Annotated in this window: 20 protein-coding genes; 13 read left to right on the forward strand and 7 right to left on the reverse strand. The window is 51.0% G+C overall.

Going from position 1 to position 17,895, the window contains the following annotated elements; all coding sequences use genetic code 11:
• Position 1: 1 nt before the first annotated feature.
• Genes McpCs1_RS00555 through McpCs1_RS00565 form a run of 3 tightly spaced genes read left to right on the forward strand, consistent with a single transcriptional unit; the run spans position 2 to position 2,035 of the window.
• Complete coding sequence (locus tag McpCs1_RS00555; RefSeq protein ID WP_338095314.1) at positions 2 to 163, forward strand: RNA-protein complex protein Nop10; 162 nt, start codon at positions 2 to 4, stop codon at positions 161 to 163.
• On the forward strand, positions 151 to 912 hold the full coding sequence (locus McpCs1_RS00560) for a proteasome assembly chaperone family protein (protein WP_338095315.1): 762 nt from the start codon (positions 151 to 153) through the stop codon (positions 910 to 912). The genes McpCs1_RS00555 and McpCs1_RS00560 overlap by 13 nt, the downstream gene beginning before the upstream one ends.
• A gap of 4 nt (positions 913 to 916) precedes the next feature.
• Entirely contained in the window at positions 917 to 2,035 is a 1,119-nt protein-coding gene (locus McpCs1_RS00565) for an endonuclease Q family protein (RefSeq protein WP_338095316.1), read from the forward strand.
• A gap of 192 nt (positions 2,036 to 2,227) precedes the next feature.
• On the opposite strand, the gene McpCs1_RS00570 is transcribed toward McpCs1_RS00565, so the two are convergent.
• Together McpCs1_RS00570 and McpCs1_RS00575 are read right to left on the reverse strand one after the other, a co-directional pair.
• The gene (locus McpCs1_RS00570) at positions 2,228 to 3,769 is read right to left on the reverse strand and encodes a CBS domain-containing protein (protein WP_338095317.1); all 1,542 of its coding nucleotides are present in this window, start codon (positions 3,767 to 3,769) and stop codon (positions 2,228 to 2,230) included.
• A gap of 123 nt (positions 3,770 to 3,892) precedes the next feature.
• Positions 3,893 to 4,381 (reverse strand): Hsp20/alpha crystallin family protein, encoded by a 489-nt coding sequence (locus McpCs1_RS00575; RefSeq protein WP_338095318.1) that lies wholly within the window; start codon positions 4,379 to 4,381, stop codon positions 3,893 to 3,895.
• 150 nt (positions 4,382 to 4,531) lie between these two features.
• Between McpCs1_RS00575 and McpCs1_RS00580 the strand changes: the two genes are divergently transcribed.
• On the forward strand, positions 4,532 to 5,242 hold the full coding sequence (locus McpCs1_RS00580; protein ID WP_338095319.1) for a hypothetical protein: 711 nt from the start codon (positions 4,532 to 4,534) through the stop codon (positions 5,240 to 5,242).
• A gap of 81 nt (positions 5,243 to 5,323) precedes the next feature.
• Here the strand turns inward: McpCs1_RS00580 and McpCs1_RS00585 are convergent, their stop codons facing one another.
• Positions 5,324 to 5,911, reverse strand: a complete 588-nt coding sequence (locus McpCs1_RS00585; protein WP_338095320.1) for an HVO_0476 family zinc finger protein — start codon at positions 5,909 to 5,911, stop codon at positions 5,324 to 5,326.
• Between the two features lie 108 nt (positions 5,912 to 6,019).
• Here McpCs1_RS00585 and McpCs1_RS00590 point away from each other — a divergent pair, with 108 nt between their 5' ends.
• A complete protein-coding gene (locus McpCs1_RS00590; protein ID WP_338095321.1) occupies positions 6,020 to 6,445 on the forward strand; it encodes a DUF371 domain-containing protein in 426 nt (141 codons plus the stop codon).
• Here the strand turns inward: McpCs1_RS00590 and xseB are convergent.
• Both xseB and xseA read right to left on the reverse strand, forming a co-directional pair.
• A complete protein-coding gene (xseB, locus tag McpCs1_RS00595) occupies positions 6,420 to 6,620 on the reverse strand; it encodes an exodeoxyribonuclease VII small subunit (RefSeq protein WP_338095322.1) in 201 nt (66 codons plus the stop codon). The genes McpCs1_RS00590 and xseB overlap by 26 nt on opposite strands.
• Positions 6,589 to 8,022, reverse strand: coding sequence for an exodeoxyribonuclease VII large subunit (gene xseA, locus McpCs1_RS00600; protein WP_338095323.1), 1,434 nt, complete (start codon positions 8,020 to 8,022; stop codon positions 6,589 to 6,591). The genes xseB and xseA overlap by 32 nt, the downstream gene beginning before the upstream one ends.
• Positions 8,023 to 8,066: 44 nt before the next feature.
• On the opposite strand from xseA, the gene McpCs1_RS00605 reads away from it, so the two are divergent.
• The 4 genes from McpCs1_RS00605 (at position 8,067) to McpCs1_RS00620 (ending at position 13,314) form a co-directional block, all read left to right on the forward strand.
• Positions 8,067 to 8,891 carry a sugar phosphate isomerase/epimerase family protein gene (locus tag McpCs1_RS00605; protein ID WP_338095324.1) on the forward strand — a complete coding sequence of 275 codons (825 nt, stop codon included), beginning with the start codon at positions 8,067 to 8,069 and terminating at the stop codon, positions 8,889 to 8,891.
• A gap of 96 nt (positions 8,892 to 8,987) precedes the next feature.
• Positions 8,988 to 10,265: a hemolysin family protein gene (locus McpCs1_RS00610; protein ID WP_338095325.1), complete on the forward strand. Its 1,278-nt coding sequence runs from the start codon at positions 8,988 to 8,990 to the stop codon at positions 10,263 to 10,265.
• A 461-nt stretch (positions 10,266 to 10,726) separates the two neighbouring features.
• Complete coding sequence (gene psmB / locus McpCs1_RS00615; protein ID WP_338095571.1) at positions 10,727 to 11,374, forward strand: archaeal proteasome endopeptidase complex subunit beta; 648 nt, start codon at positions 10,727 to 10,729, stop codon at positions 11,372 to 11,374.
• A 29-nt stretch (positions 11,375 to 11,403) separates the two neighbouring features.
• On the forward strand, positions 11,404 to 13,314 hold the full coding sequence (locus McpCs1_RS00620; RefSeq protein WP_338095326.1) for a beta-CASP ribonuclease aCPSF1: 1,911 nt from the start codon (positions 11,404 to 11,406) through the stop codon (positions 13,312 to 13,314).
• Between the two features lie 216 nt (positions 13,315 to 13,530).
• Here the strand turns inward: McpCs1_RS00620 and McpCs1_RS00625 are convergent, their stop codons facing one another.
• Positions 13,531 to 13,896, reverse strand: a complete 366-nt coding sequence (locus tag McpCs1_RS00625) for an HIT family protein (protein WP_338095327.1) — start codon at positions 13,894 to 13,896, stop codon at positions 13,531 to 13,533.
• Between the two features lie 9 nt (positions 13,897 to 13,905).
• Entirely contained in the window at positions 13,906 to 14,784 is an 879-nt protein-coding gene (gene artA / locus McpCs1_RS00630; RefSeq protein ID WP_338095328.1) for an archaeosortase A, read from the reverse strand.
• 154 nt (positions 14,785 to 14,938) lie between these two features.
• On the opposite strand from artA, the gene McpCs1_RS00635 reads away from it, so the two are divergent.
• The 4 genes from McpCs1_RS00635 to McpCs1_RS00650 all read left to right on the forward strand — a co-directional run bounded on the left by McpCs1_RS00635 (position 14,939) and on the right by McpCs1_RS00650 (position 17,888).
• On the forward strand, positions 14,939 to 15,259 hold the full coding sequence (locus tag McpCs1_RS00635; protein WP_338095329.1) for a transcription factor S: 321 nt from the start codon (positions 14,939 to 14,941) through the stop codon (positions 15,257 to 15,259).
• An 89-nt stretch (positions 15,260 to 15,348) separates the two neighbouring features.
• Complete coding sequence (locus McpCs1_RS00640; protein WP_338095330.1) at positions 15,349 to 15,909, forward strand: TATA-box-binding protein; 561 nt, start codon at positions 15,349 to 15,351, stop codon at positions 15,907 to 15,909.
• A gap of 183 nt (positions 15,910 to 16,092) precedes the next feature.
• Positions 16,093 to 16,836, forward strand: coding sequence for a DNA polymerase sliding clamp (locus McpCs1_RS00645; RefSeq protein ID WP_338095331.1), 744 nt, complete (start codon positions 16,093 to 16,095; stop codon positions 16,834 to 16,836).
• Between the two features lie 2 nt (positions 16,837 to 16,838).
• The gene (locus tag McpCs1_RS00650) at positions 16,839 to 17,888 is read left to right on the forward strand and encodes a DNA primase large subunit PriL (protein WP_338095332.1); all 1,050 of its coding nucleotides are present in this window, start codon (positions 16,839 to 16,841) and stop codon (positions 17,886 to 17,888) included.
• Positions 17,889 to 17,895 lie beyond the last annotated feature (7 nt).

Below are 17,895 nucleotides of genomic sequence, written 5' to 3' on the forward strand. Positions count from 1 at the left end.
TATGACTGGTCATATCCGGCAATGCCCGAATGATCACACCTATACTCTTTTGAACGTCTGTCCCAAATGCGGGACTGAGACGGTAAGTGTGCATCCTGCCCGCTACTCTGTGCAGGACCGGTATGGAAAGTACCGGAGACTGGTGCGCGAATGGAGCAGGTAAACGTCCGCTGGTATGTGGAGGACGTGTCCGTTCACTCAAGTACCGTCGCAGTCGCAGGGCTTCCGGGCGTGGGGCATGTTGGAAAGCTGGTGGTGGATCATCTCATCCGTGCACTCTCCGCAGTAAAAGTTGCTGAAATAACGTCAACGCTGTTTCCTCCGCAGATGTATCTGTCCGAGGACTCGGTTCTGAGGCTGCCGAGGAATGAGATATTTTTTGTGCCTGAGACAGAAGATCATCAGGCTCTGCTCTTTCTTGCAGGCGATTGTCAGAGCACGACACCCGATGGCCATTACACGCTTGCAGAGGCATACCTGCGGGTGTTTGATCTCCTGAACGTCAGGAAAGTTTACACTCTCGGCGGCTACGGTGTTGGGAGAATGGTGGAGCATCCGCGTGTTCTTTCTGCTCTGAGCTCATCAAAACTCAAGGAGGAAGTTATCGCAGCAGGCGCTGTGATCAATTCTGAGGAACCGGTCGGTGGAATCATCGGTGCGGCAGGATTGTTAATCACGCTCGGACGGCTGCACGGAATGGATGGAGTCGCGCTTCTCGGCGAGACTTCAGGATATCTGGTGGATCCGGTCAGTTCGACTGCGGTGCTTGATGTGCTGGAGAAGCTGGTTCACCTCCATGCTGACCGCACGGAGCTGACGGATCTTGCGGAACAGATGATGACTGATGTTGCGGCAGCAACAGCGTCTGCCGCCGGCTCCCGCCCGCCGGACGATCTCAGTTACATTGGGTGATTTCATGCAGAAAAATACTGATCTTCATCTTCACTCCTGTTTTTCGATGGCAACGTCACCTGATATGCTGCCGGAAAATATTCTTTCAGGCTGCAGGACCAAAGGAATTCATGTGATTGGCAGCGGGGACGCGCTGCACCCTGAGTGGCGGAGGATGTGGAAGCCGTTTGTGGAGAATGCCTACGGCATTACGGTGGTGCCGCAGACCGAGGTTGAGGACTCATCCCGCGTGCATCATGTTATTCTGGCGGAGACGTTTGATCAGTTTGCCGAGCTGCAGGAGCTTTTTACTCCTGCCTGCACGCATCTTACAACATCCGGCAGACCGCATCTGCATATGAACGGCGAAGCTGTTGCCTCAGCCGTGCATGAGGTCGGAGGCATCATCGGCCCGGCACATGCGTTCACGCCGTGGACGTCTCTCTTTGCCGCGTACTCTGCGCCGTCCGAGTGTTACGGCGAGGAAAGTTTTGAGTTCTGCGAACTTGGTCTTTCGGCAGACTCAACATATGGTGCAGGAATCGCAGAGTTTGCTGATGTTCCTTTTCTGACGAACTCGGATGCCCACAGCCCGACGCCGGTGAAACTCGGCCGCGAGTTTACGCGGATGGAGGTCGCGGGCGACACGCCCAAGGCGGTCCTTACAGCAATCCGCGATAATGCGGTTGTGCTGAATGCAGGATTTTTCCCTGAGGAGGGGAAGTACAACCACACAGCATGCACCCGCTGCTATGCGCAGTTTTCCCTTGCTGAAGCCGAGGCCCTTCACTGGAAGTGTCCGCACGACAAGGGGAGGATTAAACTTGGCGTGCGCGAGCGTGCAGAGAAGCTTTCGACGCTGGCGGAGCCGACAGTTCGGCCGCGGTATGTGAAGATGATTCCGCTTGGCGAGGTGATTGCCCGCGTGCTTGATGTGTCTTCCCCGAACACGAAAAAGTGTGCGGCGATGTACTGCAGATTCATCGAGGCGTTTGATAATGAAATCGCTGTACTGCTGGAGGTCCCGTTCGCTGATCTCTGTTCGGTGTCGCCCGAGGTTGCCGAGGCTGTTGTGAAGATGCGTGAGGGGCGCGTCACACTGATTCCCGGCGGCGGCGGCAAGTACGGATCATTTGAATTTTGAAATTAATTTTGAAACGCGAATAGCGCGAATAAAAAATCGCCAATGGCGATTTTTCAAAATAAAAAAAATTTACGTTTTTTTTTCTGAACAGAGGAAATCGTCTAAAAATATATTACTATGATAACTCCATAAAAATCGCCATTGGCGATTTTTTTATTCGCGCTATTTGCGTTATTCGCGTTTCAAAAAAAATTACGCGAGAAATGCGCAGCGCGACTCATCAAGCACCTGCACATCAGACAACGTCCGCAGATGCATGTTCCGTGCCGTTTTTTCGATGCCGAGCTCCTCTTCGAGTTTGATGTCGATGATGTACGCATCAAGCTCCTTCAGACGCATTCTGTTCGCCGCAACCGCACGGTGATGTCCGTCGATAAGGATCAGCTTTCCCTGTCTCCGCACAACAATCAGCGGCTCTGCAAGACCCTTCGTAATCTCGTAACTTCGTCCGTCCAGCTCATCCATATACACTTTTGACTGTGTCGGCATCAGCCGGCTGACCGGCACCATGCCCGATGAAAGCACCGGTTGTACACCGTAGAGCGTCTTCAGTGTCTGGATGTAGTCAAAGACCTTTTCGGGCGTCACTTTCTCAATCTGGGAGCGGATTACATCCGCATTCGTGATGATGCCGATAAGCTGGTCATGATGATTGATCACCGGCAGCTTCTGGATGCAGAACCGGAACATTTTCCGCGCAACATCCGTCATTCCGCTGTCAGGATAGATCTTCAACAGCACCTTTTCCATTTTTGACGCGACAGAATCTATTGCTGCTGCACCGACGATGTCACGGGCTGCAATAAAACCGACGACCTTTGACGCCTCGTCCACAACCGGAAAACCGTCATGGGTGGTCTCCCGTATCAACCGGATCACATCCTTCACCGTTCCTGAGACCGGCACGCTGAACACATTGATCGTCATGTATTCGGAGACCAGTTTCTTCTCAGACGGTATCAGGCCGGGGTGCGTCGGACCTACCAAGGAGTGCTCAGGACTGTCGTCGACCTTCACATCCGCAAGAGAGTAAATGCCCATCGAGTGGGCAGTCTTTTCAAGGCCAAGCTCGATGTCTGCATCAATACTGACAACATATGCATCAAGTTCAGGAAGGCTCAGGCGCTGCGCCGCGACCGCGCGATGATGGCCGTCCACCAGAATCAGCCGATCACGGAAACTCACCGCGATCACCGGTTCTGCAAGATGCATCTTCAGCTCATACATCCTGCCTTCAAGCTCGTCCTGATATACGCAGGATTGGGTCGGCTGAATATCTTTTATTGGCACTGTTCCGCGCTTCAGATGGGTATTGACGCCGTAGAGCGTATGAAGCGTGCTCATAAAATTGAAAACTTTTTCCGGCGTTACCCGCTCGATCTGGGAACGGATCACGTCCACATTGGAAACGATACCGATCAGGGCATTGCTTTCATCAACAACCGGCAGCTTCTGAATGCCTGACCGGAAAATTCTGCGGGCAACTTCGGTGATCGTCAGATCTGATGTGGCTTTGATTGGGTGGCGCGACATCTTCTGATCCACGGTTGTCAGCGGGTGTTCGCCGATGATGTCGCGTGCGGAAATATAGCCGACCACTTTGTTTCGCCGCACGACCGGAAACCCGTCGTGACGCGTTGTGCGGATCAGTCGGATCACATCACCGATGGTCTCGCCCGCTTCAACGCTGATGACGTCATGCGTCATGTAGTCCCGGACCTGCTTCTTTTCCATGGCTTGAAGTAGTTATTCGCGGCTGAACATCATCAATGCATCGAACTAAAAAAAGAGGGGAATATTTTCGTATACTATTGGGATCGAAATATTGCTGCCTGCAGAATGTGAGGGGGTTTTGCCTTATTCAATGCAGATTGAGACTCCTTCCTCGGCAGGTTTTTTCTGTAAGGTTATTTCCATTACGCCGTTTTTGAAGCTTGCCTTGGCACATTCGGTGAGCACTTCTGCCGGCAGGCGGATGGTTCTCTGCATGCTGCCCATCTTTCTTTCACGCAGGTGATAGGTTCCGGCGTCATCGGTCTCTTCGATTTCTGCACGCTGCTCGGTTTTGATGAGCAATGTTTCCGGGTTCAAAAGCCGGACGGTGATATCTTCCTTCTCAATTCCCGGAAGGTCGGTGACAACGATTACCTCGTTCTCATTTTCGCAGAGATCTACATGGAAGTCGTTGCCGAACACACAAAGGTTTCCGCTTTTTACTGCGGCAGGAAGGCCTGCTGCTCCCGACTGGTTCATGATGGCTGTTGCGCGTGCTTCCATCTCGGCAAAGAGTGAGTCGATTTCTCCTCCAAGGGAGCTGAAACTGAACTGGTATGGTTTGAGTTGCATGATATTTACCTCGCAATGGTCACTCGAACTGGGTGTGGTTCATTGTGATTTACTAATAGTAAGTCATAATTTTATATAAATATTCTCTTGTTGGTAGTCGCCGGGCACAGCAACTACTTTATGAGGCATCCCTTCCCATACTATAGAGAAATGGCAGTACAGACGAAGAGTAACTCAGGCGATAAGCCTCAGAAAAAAGACATCAACTGGACCCAGGTAGGCGTTGTCTGCTTTTGTGTCCTGATTGTTGTAATGTGTATTGTTTCGTTCTCAGGTCTGAGCACGATTTTTAATCAAAACGGCAACGTAACGCCGACCGGCGGCGTCGTTGAAGCAGGCAATCTTGTTGAGGTCGAATATACCATGTACATCAATAATACTCCTATGGTGACCTCCTCCATTGATGTCTTCAACGCATCCTCTGTAGACAAACTCCCGGCTGTAACCCAGAATCTGGGAGTCATTGCAGGCCAGCAGGTGGATGTCGTGAACGGCACGGCAATTCTCATCAACTCTTCGTACGAGTATCCCTTCCGGATGCTGAATCAGGAGTACAATCAGATTGCCTCAGGCGTTGTAGGCCTTGGTGCAGGTCAGTCCCGCACTGTTCAGTCGACCGGCGACTTCTTCAAGACGACCTATGATAAGGAAACCGCAAAAGAGATGGGTATTGATTATGCGAACTGGACCGTTGGTACCATGGGCATTATGAACTTCCCGACGGAAGACGCAACCGGCAACTTGACCATGGCAATCCGCCCGGCTCTTGTGACCAGCAAGACCGATGAAGAGATGGTTCTTCAGTATGGTTATGACACCATTGAGATGAAGGTCATTCAGGCATACACAACAACTGCCTGAAAATACTTTTTTTTAGATTCTCTGAATGTTCTTTGATGTTTGCATTACTGCGCAATGCGGTTGTGAACTTTAAAAAAAGGATTATGATCGTTCGCCGTAGATGCGTTTGATCTCACGTGCCTGAGCGAATTTATCCTTTCGCTCGATCACGTTTCCTTTCCGCAGTTTGATTCTGGTGACGCGGAACTGTTTTCCGCCGATGCTGGTGATGTGGTCTACGGTGTAGACTGTGTCCCCAGGCACCTGTTCATAGAGAGGAATGGTGAGGGCGCCTTTGTTGAGTGATGCACGGATGATGACCTTGTCCACCAGACGTGTCCAGAGGACATCGATCTTTTCTGCCGGAAGTTTTGCCCTGCGTGCATCGTTCTGCTCAATTGACATGACCTCAACGCCGTAGGACTCGTCACCCACCTCTGCAACCAGCAGGTCGCCAACTGCACAGATATCTCCTTCCATCAACTCGATGGTTCCGGTATGCGACTCGGTGCCGTAACTGATGATTGTTTTGATGGTATAGATCTTCGGCTCTTTTAAGGTGATGCGCATGGTGTGTCCGCACTCTGTGCATCGGACGACTGCTTCCGGCGGCTCTTTGAGGATTTCAAAATCCATCTCCTCGCCGCAGACCGGGCAGTCAAGAATTATCAGATCATTATTGTTATCCATTGTGCTGATTATGTTGCTTTCCCAGATAGTTAAGCTACTGATACAGAAAATGGTGTGGTGAAAATCAGCAATCTATTTGTCCACACAGACCACATTCTAGCAAAAGCAATGGAGATCATTGAGACCATTCACTGCCGCGGCCATAAAAATGTCCGTGCACTGCACAAAAGTACGTTTGAGATTACCAAAGAGACCGATCTCTCGCCAAACGGTGACTGCATCATTGCGGTCGGTGCTGATAAAGGCGCAGCTGATCTCTCGCCCGAACTGCGTCGGGCACTTGGGAACTCCGGCACAATTCTTACGACAACCCTGTCCTGCGGCGGCGTGACTGCTGTCATACGCTCTGAAGGATTTTCCGGGATCACTCTCACGCATGAGACCGATCTTGTCTGGCGGCGCAGCACCTTTGTCTGTTCGAGGACCATCTCAGTCTACAGCGATCATACTGCGTACCAGCTGCCGCGCGAGCTGGTTGAAAAGCTGCAGAATGAAGAGGAGATGACTGTTACTCTTCGGGCTGAACTTCCGTGATAGAAAGCTCTGCCTTCTGTAAAAACTCCTCGCAGTTCTGAATGAGTGATAACCCGCGCTGGTGCAGGCGGACTGCATCCTCGATCGAGGTCTCCGGATCATCAAGCTGTTTTGCGATCGCCTTTAACTCGGTGATCATGGATTCATAGGTTTGGTTCTGTGGTGTTTCTGTCATATCTGATCTTCTCCACAACCGCGGTCACCTCTCCATCCACAAGCTGGAGGCTGAGCTGATCGCAGTCGTTAATGTTTGCAGCAGTCCGAATGAGTTTTCCCTCTTTCCAGACAAGCGCATACCCGAGTTCGAGCGGTTTGTAGGGATTTCTTCCCTGGATGACTTCTTTTTGCGCCAGAAGTTCCAGTCGTGCGGTGGAAATTTTTGTCCGCGTCAGTCGCGCGATAGTTTCTTTGAGGGTTTTGCAGGTCTCGCGCTCTGAAGAAATTCTTCGGGACAGGGCAGTTGTGATCCGCTCGGCAAAGTCTGCGGTCTGCTGCAGCATCTGATCCAGTTTTCGCGCAAGCCGGATCGGGTCCACCCGTCCGCGAAGTTCTGAGAGTGTGGTCTTCTCGTTTGAAAATCGTTCCGTGAGGTTGTCGCGGATGGCTCTTCGCATCTCCTCAAGCTGCTGCAGAAGTACCGTCCGGTCCGGAACAACTGTTTCCGCCGCCGCCGACGGTGTCGGCACGCGGCGGTCTGCAGCAAAGTCTGCAAGTGTTGTGTCGGTCTCGTGACCGATCGCGCTGATGACCGGGACTGCTGACCCTGCGATTGCCCGCACCACATCAGGGTGGTTGAACTCAAACAGGTCCTCAAAGCTTCCGCCGCCGCGTGCTACAATGATCACATCCGCCTTTCCCTGTAAGGAGGCAATTGCCGCTGCAATCTGGAGATGTGCTCCATCGCCCTGAACTGCTGTGTGCGCAAGCAGGATCTTCAGAGGATAGCGTCTGCCGATTACATTGCGAATGTCCTGCAGTACTGCTCCGGTACGTGAGGTTACAACACCGATCGTTGTCGGAAACAGGGGCGGGCATCTGCGTGCGGCTTCACTCCGGGGGATGGTGCCCTCATCGGTCAGCTGCTTTTTCCACTGCTCCTTTAACAGGTACAGGCCGGTCTTTCCGGAGATAGCAGGCTCAAGTTTTTTTATGACAAACTGCATCTTGCCGTACGGCGGATAAAAGTCGACATAACCGGTTGCCTGAACCAGTGCTCCGTCCTTCACCGGAAATGCTACAGTTTTTGCGGCATACTTCCACATCACGCAGGGCATCGTTGCTGATTCATCCCCGTGTTCGGAGAGTGAGAAGTAGAGATGGCCTGAGGAATGGGGGCGGTATCCGGTGATCTCGCCCTGAACGCAGACATTTGTCAGTAGCGGGGTGTCGATGACATCGCGTATTCGCTCGGCAAGCTCAGACACGCTGAGGACTGCCGGCTCTTTCGGCTCTTTTACTTCCTGCACATTTGCATCAAGCGTGGAGTTTTCCTTCACCGGTGCAATGATGTTTGAGGTCGGGCAGTCGGTCTCCGCTGTATCAAATGTCAGCTGCGTCTGCTGTCCCTTTCCTGCCATGATAGATAGGTTGGTATTTGAACGAAAGAAATGTAGCGATTACAATGATCCGTCTTGGCGCGTCCAGTATGTTTTTTCATGAGTATCAGCCTGCAGAGATTTTTTCTGGTTTAGAGAAAGCAGGTCTGGATTATGTGGAGTTCTGGATGGAAACTCCTGAGTTCTGGATGCGCGGCGCTGACCCTGTCGAGTTGTCGAATCTGAAGCAGCAGTTCTCTTTTCCCAAACTTCTTGCAATGCATGCTCCGATTTTTGACTTGAATCCCTGTTCGTTCAATCCCGGGGTCGCGGCATTGTCCATTGAGTACACCTGTCGGTCCATTGCGATGATGAACTCTCTTGGCGGCGGCGTGGTCACGATTCATCCGGGAAAGCGTACTGCGAAGCGTCCAATAGGTCCGCTGGATCGTGCGCGCCTTACTGCCTATCTTGACGCTGTCGGGAACGCTGCGTTCGGCAGCTCGGTCACGGTTGCGATTGAGAACATGCCGCCTGCGGTGAATGCACAGATGGTGACTCCTGCTGCTGTCAGGAAAATTCTTGATGAGTACTCATGGCTTTCGTTTACCTGGGACTATGCGCATGCCACTGCTGCGGCTCCTGCTGATCCCTTTGCATTTCTTTTTGAGTGTGGGGATCGAATGGTGAACATTCACGCGAGTTCGGGTAAGGCTTCTTCCATGCACACGACTCTCGCCGGAACTGAGGAAGGAGTTTCCCTTATCACTGAACTGAAGAAGTTCGGGTACTCGGGTCTGGTGACTTTTGAGCTGGAGGATATGAACTTCGGGCGGGGTCTTGGGTATGAGGATAAGATTGCTATTCTTACGAAGGAGATGGAATGGTTTTCTGATCTCCGATTACTTTAAGCTAAACGATTGACATACCGTATAAAGAGATTCGCAAATGATGACTACTGGTTCAGGCCATAGGAATAGATCTGCCGCAGTTGCGGCGTGGACAATATGATAGAATATCCGAATATCGTTATTTTTATAATCCTGCTGATAATTTCCGCGTTTTTCTCTGCCTCAGAGGTTGCGCTTGTCGGGATTAGCCGTGCAAAAGTTCGTGCGTTGTCTGACGAGGGCAAGGCAGGAAAGCGTCTTGAAAAACTGAAGAACAATCCTGATCACTTCCTGATCACCATTCTCATCGGAAACAATACCGCCAACGTCGGAGCGTCAGCAATTGCGACCGCTGTTGCGTTTACGGCATTCGGGGACGCAGGAGTTGCGATTGCGACCGGTGTTGTGACACTGCTTTTACTGATCTTTGGCGAGATCGGTCCGAAGACATTTGCGACCCGCAGAATGGAGCGCGTGGCACTTTTTGTTGCGACGCCGATTTATTATCTGACGCTTATCCTATCACCATTCTTCTGGGTGTACGACCGTGCCCGCAGACTCGGCAAGAACGGGGGCACCAATGTGCAGGCGGTTACGGAGGAGGAGATCCGCGAGTGGATCGATGTCGGAGAGATGGAAGGGGCAATCGAGGAGGATGAAAAAGAGATGATCTACTCAGTCCTCAGGTTCAATGATACGACTGCAAAGGAGATCATGACACCCCGGCCGGATGTTGCGGTGATTGAGGATACTGCAACGCTTGAGGAGGCGGTCGCCCACTTCCGCGACACCGGTTTTTCCCGTGTTCCGGTGTACCACGGCCATACCGACAACATCGTCGGGACGTTGAACATCAAGGATATCTTCAATGCCTATACGGCAGGAAACCACCGCGTGCCGGTGAAGACGCTGATGTTTGATGTCTACTGCGTGCCTGAATCAAAGAAGATCGATGATCTTCTGCGTGAGCTGCAGGTCAGAAGAGTGCATATGGCAATTATTCTTGATGAGTTCGGCGGATTTTCCGGCGTGGTGACGTTTGAGGATATTTTAGAAGAACTCGTCGGCGACATTATGGATGAGTCGGACGGCGATGAGGTCGCTGACATTATTGAGATCGACGGAGGTCTCTACATGGTGGACGCCCAGGCCCGTGTTACCCTCCTGAATGAACACTTCTCAATCGATCTTCCTGAAGATCCCGGAAGCTATGAGACGGTCGGCGGACTTGTGTTTTCCCTGCTCGGTCATATCCCCAGACTCGGTGAGTCGGTGACGTTTGCCGATCAGCAGATTACAATCGTGGTGACAAAGATGAGGGGGCGACAGATCCTGAAGCTGAAGCTGATTCTTCCGCAGATCTCCGGTGACGAAGAGGATATCAGTGGCGAGTAACTAATTTTTTTGAAACGCGAATAACGCGAATAAAAAATCGCCAATGGCGATTTTTAAGAAATTTCCAAAATTATTTTTATTGGATATATCTATCCATATAGAGGTGTATAGAATTTTTTTATTTGAGCTATTTCGCGAAGCTGCGAAGCAGTGAACACGACGGAACGGCGTGCGAAGCGGTAAGCAGGCTGCAGGCATGCGATTCGCGTTTCGAAATTTTCGTCACCGCGTAACTCCTATTGGAAATATTTTTCATTTTTTTTTCATGATAGTATCTCCCGAAAAATATTTTCGTTCCATGACTGTCTCTATTTCTGCATATTTGAGAAACTTTATCTCATCCCACGCTCATTAAAGTAATAGCGCTTTTATCCGTATGCATACCGCAGACGGTATTACTCATGAACTTTCAGCGTTACTGGCACGGAGTTTTCCCTGCCGGTGTCCTACACGAGGTCTCCATGTCACAGGAATATCAGGACGTTAAAACAGGAACTACCACAGTCGGTATTGTTTTCCAGGGCGGTGTTGTCCTTGCGACCGAACGGCGTGCCACCATGGGCTCCCTCATCGCCAGCAAAAAGGCAAAAAAAGTACACAGCATCACTGACCGGATCGGCATGACCATTGCCGGTGGCGTCGGCGATGCCCAGCAGCTTGTCCGCATCATCAACGTAGAGTGCAACCTCTACCAGATCCGCCGCGGAAAAGAGATCAGTGTCGGCGCTGCCGCAACCATTCTCTCCAACTATCTGAACCAGAACCGGTTCTCCCCGTACTATGTCCAGCTCCTCGTCGGCGGCGTTGACATCGGCGGACCCTCGGTCTACTCAGTGGACGCAGCAGGCGGCGCAACCCTTGAGGAAGACTTTGTCTCCACAGGCTCAGGCTCTCTCACCGCGTACGGTGTCCTTGAAGACCGCTTCAAACCAAACATGACCGAGACTGAAGCAGTTGACCTCGCGGTGCGGGCACTTCGTGCAGCCATGCGGCGTGACGCAGCATCCGGTGAAGGATATAATGTGGTGGTTATAACCCGGGATAAATTTGAACATGTCCCAGAGGCGAAAATAGCAGGGATGCTCCCGGCATCCTCTGTCACACTCTGATTTTTACACTTTTTTTGGAAACGATTTCTATGCAGGTTGAAGATAGACTCAAAGAACTGAAAGATACTATTAACCGGAAAGTACCACGCGGCGTTACCGTAACTGACGTCGAGTACGAAGGCCCGGAGATGGTGATCTACACCGACGATCCAAAGCGTTTTGCCGAGGAACAGGACTTAATCCGGACCCTCGCCCGCGATTTGCGCAAGCGTATTGTGGTCAGACCCAACATTCTCGGCGACACCGAGCAGGCGTACGACATGATCAAGAGCGTCGTCCCTGACACCGCAGGCATCACCGATATTTTCTTCGACACCGACACCGGTGAGGTGCTGATCGAAGCAGAAAAGCCAGGCGTTGTGATCGGCAAGAACGGCGGAACACTCCGCGACATCACGATGAAGACCGGCTGGACCCCAAAAGTCGTCCGAACACCGCCGATCCCGTCCACCACCATCAAACAGGTACGTCAGTTCCTTCGCGAGACCCGCGACGAACGAAAAGAGTTTCTCCGCAGATGCGGCCGCCGCATCCACCGCGACTCAATTTACACGGGCCGCGACAAGGAACAGTGGCTACGCCTTACGACCCTTGGATGCTGCCGTCAGGTAGGCCGTGCAGCGTTCCTCCTCTCAACCCCTGAAAGCAAAGTTTTGATCGACTGTGGAGAGTCGCCGGGCGCAACCGGCAGTGCTTCATCCCCGTTCCTGAATGTACCGGAGATCTATCCGTTCACCACTTTAGACGCAGTTGTCCTGACCCACGCACACCTCGACCACTCGGCGTACGTTCCGCTGCTCTACCGCTACGGCTATGACGGCCCGGTTTACACCACACCTGCAACCCGCGACACTGCGGCCATGCTGCAGCTGGACTACCTTGATGTGAACAACAAGGAGGACAAAGTTCCGCCGTACTCATCCAACGAGATCCGTGAGTTTGTCAAGCACACGATCGCTCTCGGCTATGGTGATGTGACCGACATCGCACCTGATCTGAAGCTGACCCTGCACAACGCAGGCCACATTCTCGGCTCTGCGATCGCTCACTTCAATGTCGGCAACGGTCTTTACAACATTGCGTTCACCGGCGACTTCTTCTACAGTAAGAGCCGGCTGTTCAACCCTGCGGTCTCCCAGTTCCCGCGTCTTGAGGCTCTGATGATGGAAAGTACCTACGGCGGATCCGAGGACTTCTCCCCATCCAGAAAGGAAGCTGAGGAGCGGCTGTATGAGGTCATCAACACGACCGTGACCCGCGGCGGCAAAGTTCTGATTCCGGCGTTCGCGGTCGGACGTTCGCAGGAGCTGATGCTTGCCCTTGAGGAGGGTTTCAGAAACGGCCTGCTGCCGAAGTGCAAGATCTACCTTGACGGCATGATTAAGGAAGCAACTGCTCTGCACACGGCATACCCCGAGTATCTGAACAATGATCTCAGAAATCAGATTTTCCGTGACAACTACAACCCGTTCCTTGCCGAGTGCTTTGAACAGGTTGATTCGCAGGAGAAGCGTCAGCAGATTATTTTCTCAGACGATCCGTGCGTTATCATCTCAACAAGCGGTATGTTAAACGGCGGTCCGGTCATTGAGTATCTGGGTAATCTCGCAGAGTCGGAAAAGAACATGCTGATCTTTGTCGGATATCAGGGGGACGGTACTTATGGCCGCAGGATTCAGAAGGGCTGGCGTGAGGTTCCGGTCGGTAAGAAGGGCAGCATTGTCATCAACATGGAGGTCCAGACGGTGGAAGGTTTCTCCGGTCACGCAGATCGCCGTCAGCTGATGAACTATGTCCAGTATCTGCAGCCGAAGCCGGAACGTGTGTTCACGATCCATGGCGAAGAGTCAAAGACGATCGATCTGGCAAGTTCGATCTACAAGAAATATCATATCCAGACGGTGGCTCCTCAGAATCTTGAGACCTACCGGCTGGTCTAAACTTTTTTTTCTGAGAAATAAACGCTAATAACGCGAATAAAAAAATCGCCAATGGCGATTTTTATGGAATTATCAGAGTAATATATTTTTAGACGAATCTCTCTGTTCAGAAAAAAACGCAAACATTTTTTTTTTATTTTGAAAAATCGCCATTGGCGATTTTTTATTCGCGCTATTCGCGCCATTAGCGTTTCAAATCCGGCATCAGAATGAATATCAATAACTCTGCTTCGCCGCGATCACAGCCCGGATACCGCCACGCGGATTTGGCACGTCGCCTGCATAGCGGGGAATCAGATGCAGATGAACATGCATCACCGTCTGGCCCGCGGCAATCCCGCAGTTGATCCCGACATTGTAGCCGTCAGGTGAATACTTCTCATCCAGCATTTTCTTTGCAGCATCCGCAAGAGCAACAACCGCTGACTGTTCCTCCAGAGTCAGATCAAACCACGACGCAACATGGCGCTTGGAAATGATCAGTATGTGCCCCAGTGAGACCGGATAGAGATCGAACTTTGCATACGCGAGATCATTTTCGATCACCATCTCATCAGGATCACAGAACGGACAGTCAGACATAAAAAAAAGTTACGCGGATTTTTTCCGTCCGAAGATGCTGTCTCGGAGAGCGATCAGATCTGCATAATACACCTCGCCGATATCGCGAAGTGTCGTTACCATCATCGGATTGAGTTTGAAAAGGGCGAATGCAACACCCACCAGAACCGCAAGCGCGAGAAGTTCACAGAACACATTGTGTGCCCAGAAGAAACTTGCATACCCGTACATCTCAGGCTCAGGGAACCATTCCTGAAACCAGGGATACCACTGCTGCGTGTATGCCGTGATAACGTAGGCATTTCGGAAGATATTCACTGCAAAGATAGGGATCGTGACCAAAAAGAACAGGCCGATCTTTCTCTTCCAGCTCGACGGAATAATTGCAACCACACCAAGAAGAATGGCGATCGCCTGAATACCGGTACAGCCGAGAACCACTTCAACGCGGAACCCGAAGTCAAGGCCCGGGATCACCTCTCCCATGAACGTGTTCCAGTTGTACATCGTAAACGGTACTCCAATTGCCGTCAGAACATCGGCCACGAGAGCCACGACCACACTAATAAGCCAGTTCCCCAGAGCCGGAATAAACGCAAACGGCGCATAAATCAGATATGCGATGGAAGCTGCATAGGTGAGCCTCCGGACATTGTAATCGTTTGCGAGGAGCCGTTTCACGGTAATATAGATACAGGGGATCACTACCACTGCAATCAACGGATAGACAAAGTTGCCTTCCGCATAAAACTCAGGCAGCATGAGCAGGAGCACAGCTTCCATTGCCACCCATCCGACAATTGCCACATAGTTCTGATGTCTCCCGGGGATCAGGAACAGCAGGAATGCAATACAGGATAAGATGACAACAACTTCGATCAATTGCTCCAGCATAAGAACCGGGTACATATTTGCCCTGATGGATAAATATGGTTTTGTTGCGGGAATTAATCTCTGGCTCAATGCATTGCAGGCCAAGCCAAAAATTATCTTCGCAGAATATTATTGGTAGTACCCGAACAGGTCAATGATATATATGGTTACAACACCAAAATTTAACTCTATGATGTTCTGTCCGAAATGCGGGAAATTAATGAAGACCAAAGAAGGGAAACTAAGCTGTGCACAGTGCGGATATGTGGAAGAGATTAGTTCCGCAGAAAAGGAACAGATGAAAAAAGTCGCCTATATGCAGGAGAATGACATCCTGATTGTTGATGAGGACATGTCCATTGAGACAAAACCAACCTGTGCAGTTAAATGTCCGAACTGTGGTCATGGCGTTGCCGAGTGGTGGCTTCGTCAGCTCCGCAGTGCTGATGAATCCGAGGTCCGTTTCTTCCGCTGCACCAAATGCAAACACACCTGGCGCGAATACGATTAATACAATATATATGCGGAGATGTATCTCCGTGCCTTTTTTCGGTACTCATCAACCGAGTATTTAAATAGTTACTTGTGTTAGATATAAATATGTCAGGTCTGCCCGATGAATCTTTGAAGATCGAAAATGTGGTCGCATCGACAAAGGTAAATGATAAACTGGATCTCCTTGTGCTCGCGGCACAGATCCCTGGTGCAGAATATAATAAACAGCGGTTTCCGGGAGTCGTGCTGCGAATGCAGAATCCGAAAATTGCCGCACTGGTTTTTGGCTCAGGAAAAGTTGTACTGACCGGTGCAAAAAGTATTGACAGTCTTACCAAAGGTCTTGAATATCTGGTCGGCCTTCTGCGCGACCTCAATATTGAAATCGTCGACAACCCTACCTACAGCATCCAGAATATTGTTACGTCAGCCGACCTTGGCTCGCGCATCAATCTCAACAAAATTGCGATGAGTTTCAACCTCGACAAGATTGAGTATGAACCTGAACAGTTCCCTGGTCTCGTCTACCGGCTCGATGATCCAAAAGTTGTTGTCTTACTATTCGGCTCAGGCAAACTGATCATCACCGGCGGCAAAAAACCCGAGGACGCAAAACGTGCGGTACAGAAGATCTACAAGGATCTCTCAGACATGAAAATGCTCTGAACCCTTCCTGACAAAAATTCATCCGGGTATTTCATCAACTCTTATTTTTCCCGCAACAGCGGTGTTGCGGTTATCTTGATTTATTTGTAGAGATACCGGCAATATATATGTGCATAAAACACATAATATTACCACTAAGGACCGTCACACTTTATCTTCCAGTGTGTCAAGGGGTATATACTGATGTTAAAAGCAACAATCGAAGCAGATATTTTCCGGGAGACAATTGACGCAGTCTCTGCACTGGTGAACGAATGCCGACTTCACGTCGCGGAGAGCGGCATCCGCACAATCACGGTTGATACCTCTAACGTTGCCATGGTCTCTCTTGAGCTCGAAGCAGGAGCATTTACCACCTATGCTGCTGAACCTGCAGAGCTCGGACTTGACATTGAAAAGATTCGTGCCATGATGGGTATGATCGGCAAATCCGACATCGTCGCACTCGAACTTGACGACTCAGGCAAAAAACTGAAGATCAGTTTCGGCGGATACGAATATTCAATAACGCTGCTGGACACCAAAACCATCAGAAAAGATCCGAACGCACCCAACCTTGAACTGCCGGCAACCTTTGAAATCTCCGGCGCAATGTTCAATGACTCGATAAAAGCTGCCGCAATGGTCTCTGACAAGATTTCTCTCTCCGTCAACCCGGATACGAAGGTCTTCACCTTAAACGCAGAAGGCGACAGCGACAGAATCAAACGCGAACTTGCAGGAGACGACGTCCACTATATCACGAGCGCTGCCGCACGTTCCCTCTTCTCCCTTGACTACTTAAAAGACATGGGCAAGTCGATTGGCAGAGCTGACAAAGTTCAGATCCGTCTCGGCAATGACCATCCGGTACAGTTCTCCTTTGTCTATGCAGATGGCAAAGGAAAGATCGGCTACCTCCTCGCCCCGAGAATCGAGGCAGACTGACCATGCGTCTCGCCGTCGAGCCGCGCGACTTAACCCATTATCCTTTTTTGAAAGAGTCCCAGGAGTTTCTTGCCGCCCGCGGCATCAAGATGAACGAACTCGCTTCATCGGCTCTCGGGCGAAAGTATCTTGACTCAGCAGTTGAGCGGGTAAAGTATGCGATCGACGGCAAAGAGATGTACCCTGAGTCACAGGACTTTGTCGCAGACATTGCCACCTATGTTCTTGCCCGCGTGTTAGTCTCCTGCGTCAAAGACCGCAACCTCATTGACCGTCTTGCACGAATGGAAGCAAAACGTGCCTACTATTATCTGCAGGAAGAGGAGAATGCCAAACTGAAAAATCATGTCTGCGAAACGCTCGGCATCAGTTTTGGTACCGGCGCAATGCCGGTCATCAGGTACGTGGAGCTTGCCTCAGCCGTCCGCGAACCCAAGTGGCGGCTGATCAATCGTGATGTGGAAGCAGGAACGGTGAAGATCTCTGATGATGAGCAGGACATTCTGCTTCGCGAACGAATCAGAAAAATATTTTCTTCCCAGCTTCCTCTCTCCATCCCGCCGTCGATGGAACATGAGTTCGTGCCATGGTGCGAAAAAATATCAGCGTCTTTGCAGGAAAGAACGCTCGCCGAGTTTGGCGCAATCGATGAGTCCGCGTATCCACCCTGCATTCAGGCGTTGATCGCAGGGGCATCTGCTGGGGTGAACCTCAGCCACTCAGGAAGATTTGCCATGACGGCATTTCTGAACAACATCGGCATGACGCCTGCACAGGTTGCAGGAATTTTCGCACGAAGCCCAGATTTTAATCCTGACATGACCATATATCAGGTGGATCATATCACCACGCATGAGTACACAACGCCTGCCTGTCAGACGATGCTCACTCACGGCATCTGCGTCAACCGTGACGCACAGTGCGACAAAGTGTCTCATCCGCTGAATTATTATCGGGCAAAGAAAAAACTTCTCGAAAGAAAACGTCTTCGTGCGGAAGCTGCTGTAAAGGTTGCAAGCGAAAGCATCCCCGCGGAAAAACAGGACGATTAAGGGTATT

It is taken from the genome of Methanorbis rubei (genome assembly GCF_032714495.1).
Taxonomy (GTDB): Archaea; Halobacteriota; Methanomicrobia; order Methanomicrobiales; family Methanocorpusculaceae; genus Methanocorpusculum; species Methanocorpusculum rubei.

Bases quoted from the DNA above. Each gene is read 5' to 3' on its own strand.
- McpCs1_RS00555 (WP_338095314.1), top strand. From the start codon at position 2: ATGACTGGTCATATCCGGCAATGCCCGAATGATCACACCTATACTCTT.
- McpCs1_RS00560 (WP_338095315.1), top strand. From the start codon at position 151: ATGGAGCAGGTAAACGTCCGCTGGTATGTGGAGGACGTGTCCGTTCAC.
- McpCs1_RS00565 (WP_338095316.1), top strand. From the start codon at position 917: ATGCAGAAAAATACTGATCTTCATCTTCACTCCTGTTTTTCGATGGCA.
- McpCs1_RS00570 (WP_338095317.1), bottom strand. From the start codon at position 3,769: ATGGAAAAGAAGCAGGTCCGGGACTACATGACGCATGACGTCATCAGC.
- McpCs1_RS00575 (WP_338095318.1), bottom strand. From the start codon at position 4,381: ATGCAACTCAAACCATACCAGTTCAGTTTCAGCTCCCTTGGAGGAGAA.
- McpCs1_RS00580 (WP_338095319.1), top strand. From the start codon at position 4,532: ATGGCAGTACAGACGAAGAGTAACTCAGGCGATAAGCCTCAGAAAAAA.
- McpCs1_RS00585 (WP_338095320.1), bottom strand. From the start codon at position 5,911: ATGGATAACAATAATGATCTGATAATTCTTGACTGCCCGGTCTGCGGC.
- McpCs1_RS00590 (WP_338095321.1), top strand. From the start codon at position 6,020: ATGGAGATCATTGAGACCATTCACTGCCGCGGCCATAAAAATGTCCGT.
- xseB (WP_338095322.1), bottom strand. From the start codon at position 6,620: ATGACAGAAACACCACAGAACCAAACCTATGAATCCATGATCACCGAG.
- xseA (WP_338095323.1), bottom strand. From the start codon at position 8,022: ATGGCAGGAAAGGGACAGCAGACGCAGCTGACATTTGATACAGCGGAG.
- McpCs1_RS00605 (WP_338095324.1), top strand. From the start codon at position 8,067: ATGATCCGTCTTGGCGCGTCCAGTATGTTTTTTCATGAGTATCAGCCT.
- McpCs1_RS00610 (WP_338095325.1), top strand. From the start codon at position 8,988: ATGATAGAATATCCGAATATCGTTATTTTTATAATCCTGCTGATAATT.
- psmB (WP_338095571.1), top strand. From the start codon at position 10,727: ATGTCACAGGAATATCAGGACGTTAAAACAGGAACTACCACAGTCGGT.
- McpCs1_RS00620 (WP_338095326.1), top strand. From the start codon at position 11,404: ATGCAGGTTGAAGATAGACTCAAAGAACTGAAAGATACTATTAACCGG.
- McpCs1_RS00625 (WP_338095327.1), bottom strand. From the start codon at position 13,896: ATGTCTGACTGTCCGTTCTGTGATCCTGATGAGATGGTGATCGAAAAT.
- artA (WP_338095328.1), bottom strand. From the start codon at position 14,784: ATGTACCCGGTTCTTATGCTGGAGCAATTGATCGAAGTTGTTGTCATC.
- McpCs1_RS00635 (WP_338095329.1), top strand. From the start codon at position 14,939: ATGATGTTCTGTCCGAAATGCGGGAAATTAATGAAGACCAAAGAAGGG.
- McpCs1_RS00640 (WP_338095330.1), top strand. From the start codon at position 15,349: ATGTCAGGTCTGCCCGATGAATCTTTGAAGATCGAAAATGTGGTCGCA.
- McpCs1_RS00645 (WP_338095331.1), top strand. From the start codon at position 16,093: ATGTTAAAAGCAACAATCGAAGCAGATATTTTCCGGGAGACAATTGAC.
- McpCs1_RS00650 (WP_338095332.1), top strand. From the start codon at position 16,839: ATGCGTCTCGCCGTCGAGCCGCGCGACTTAACCCATTATCCTTTTTTG.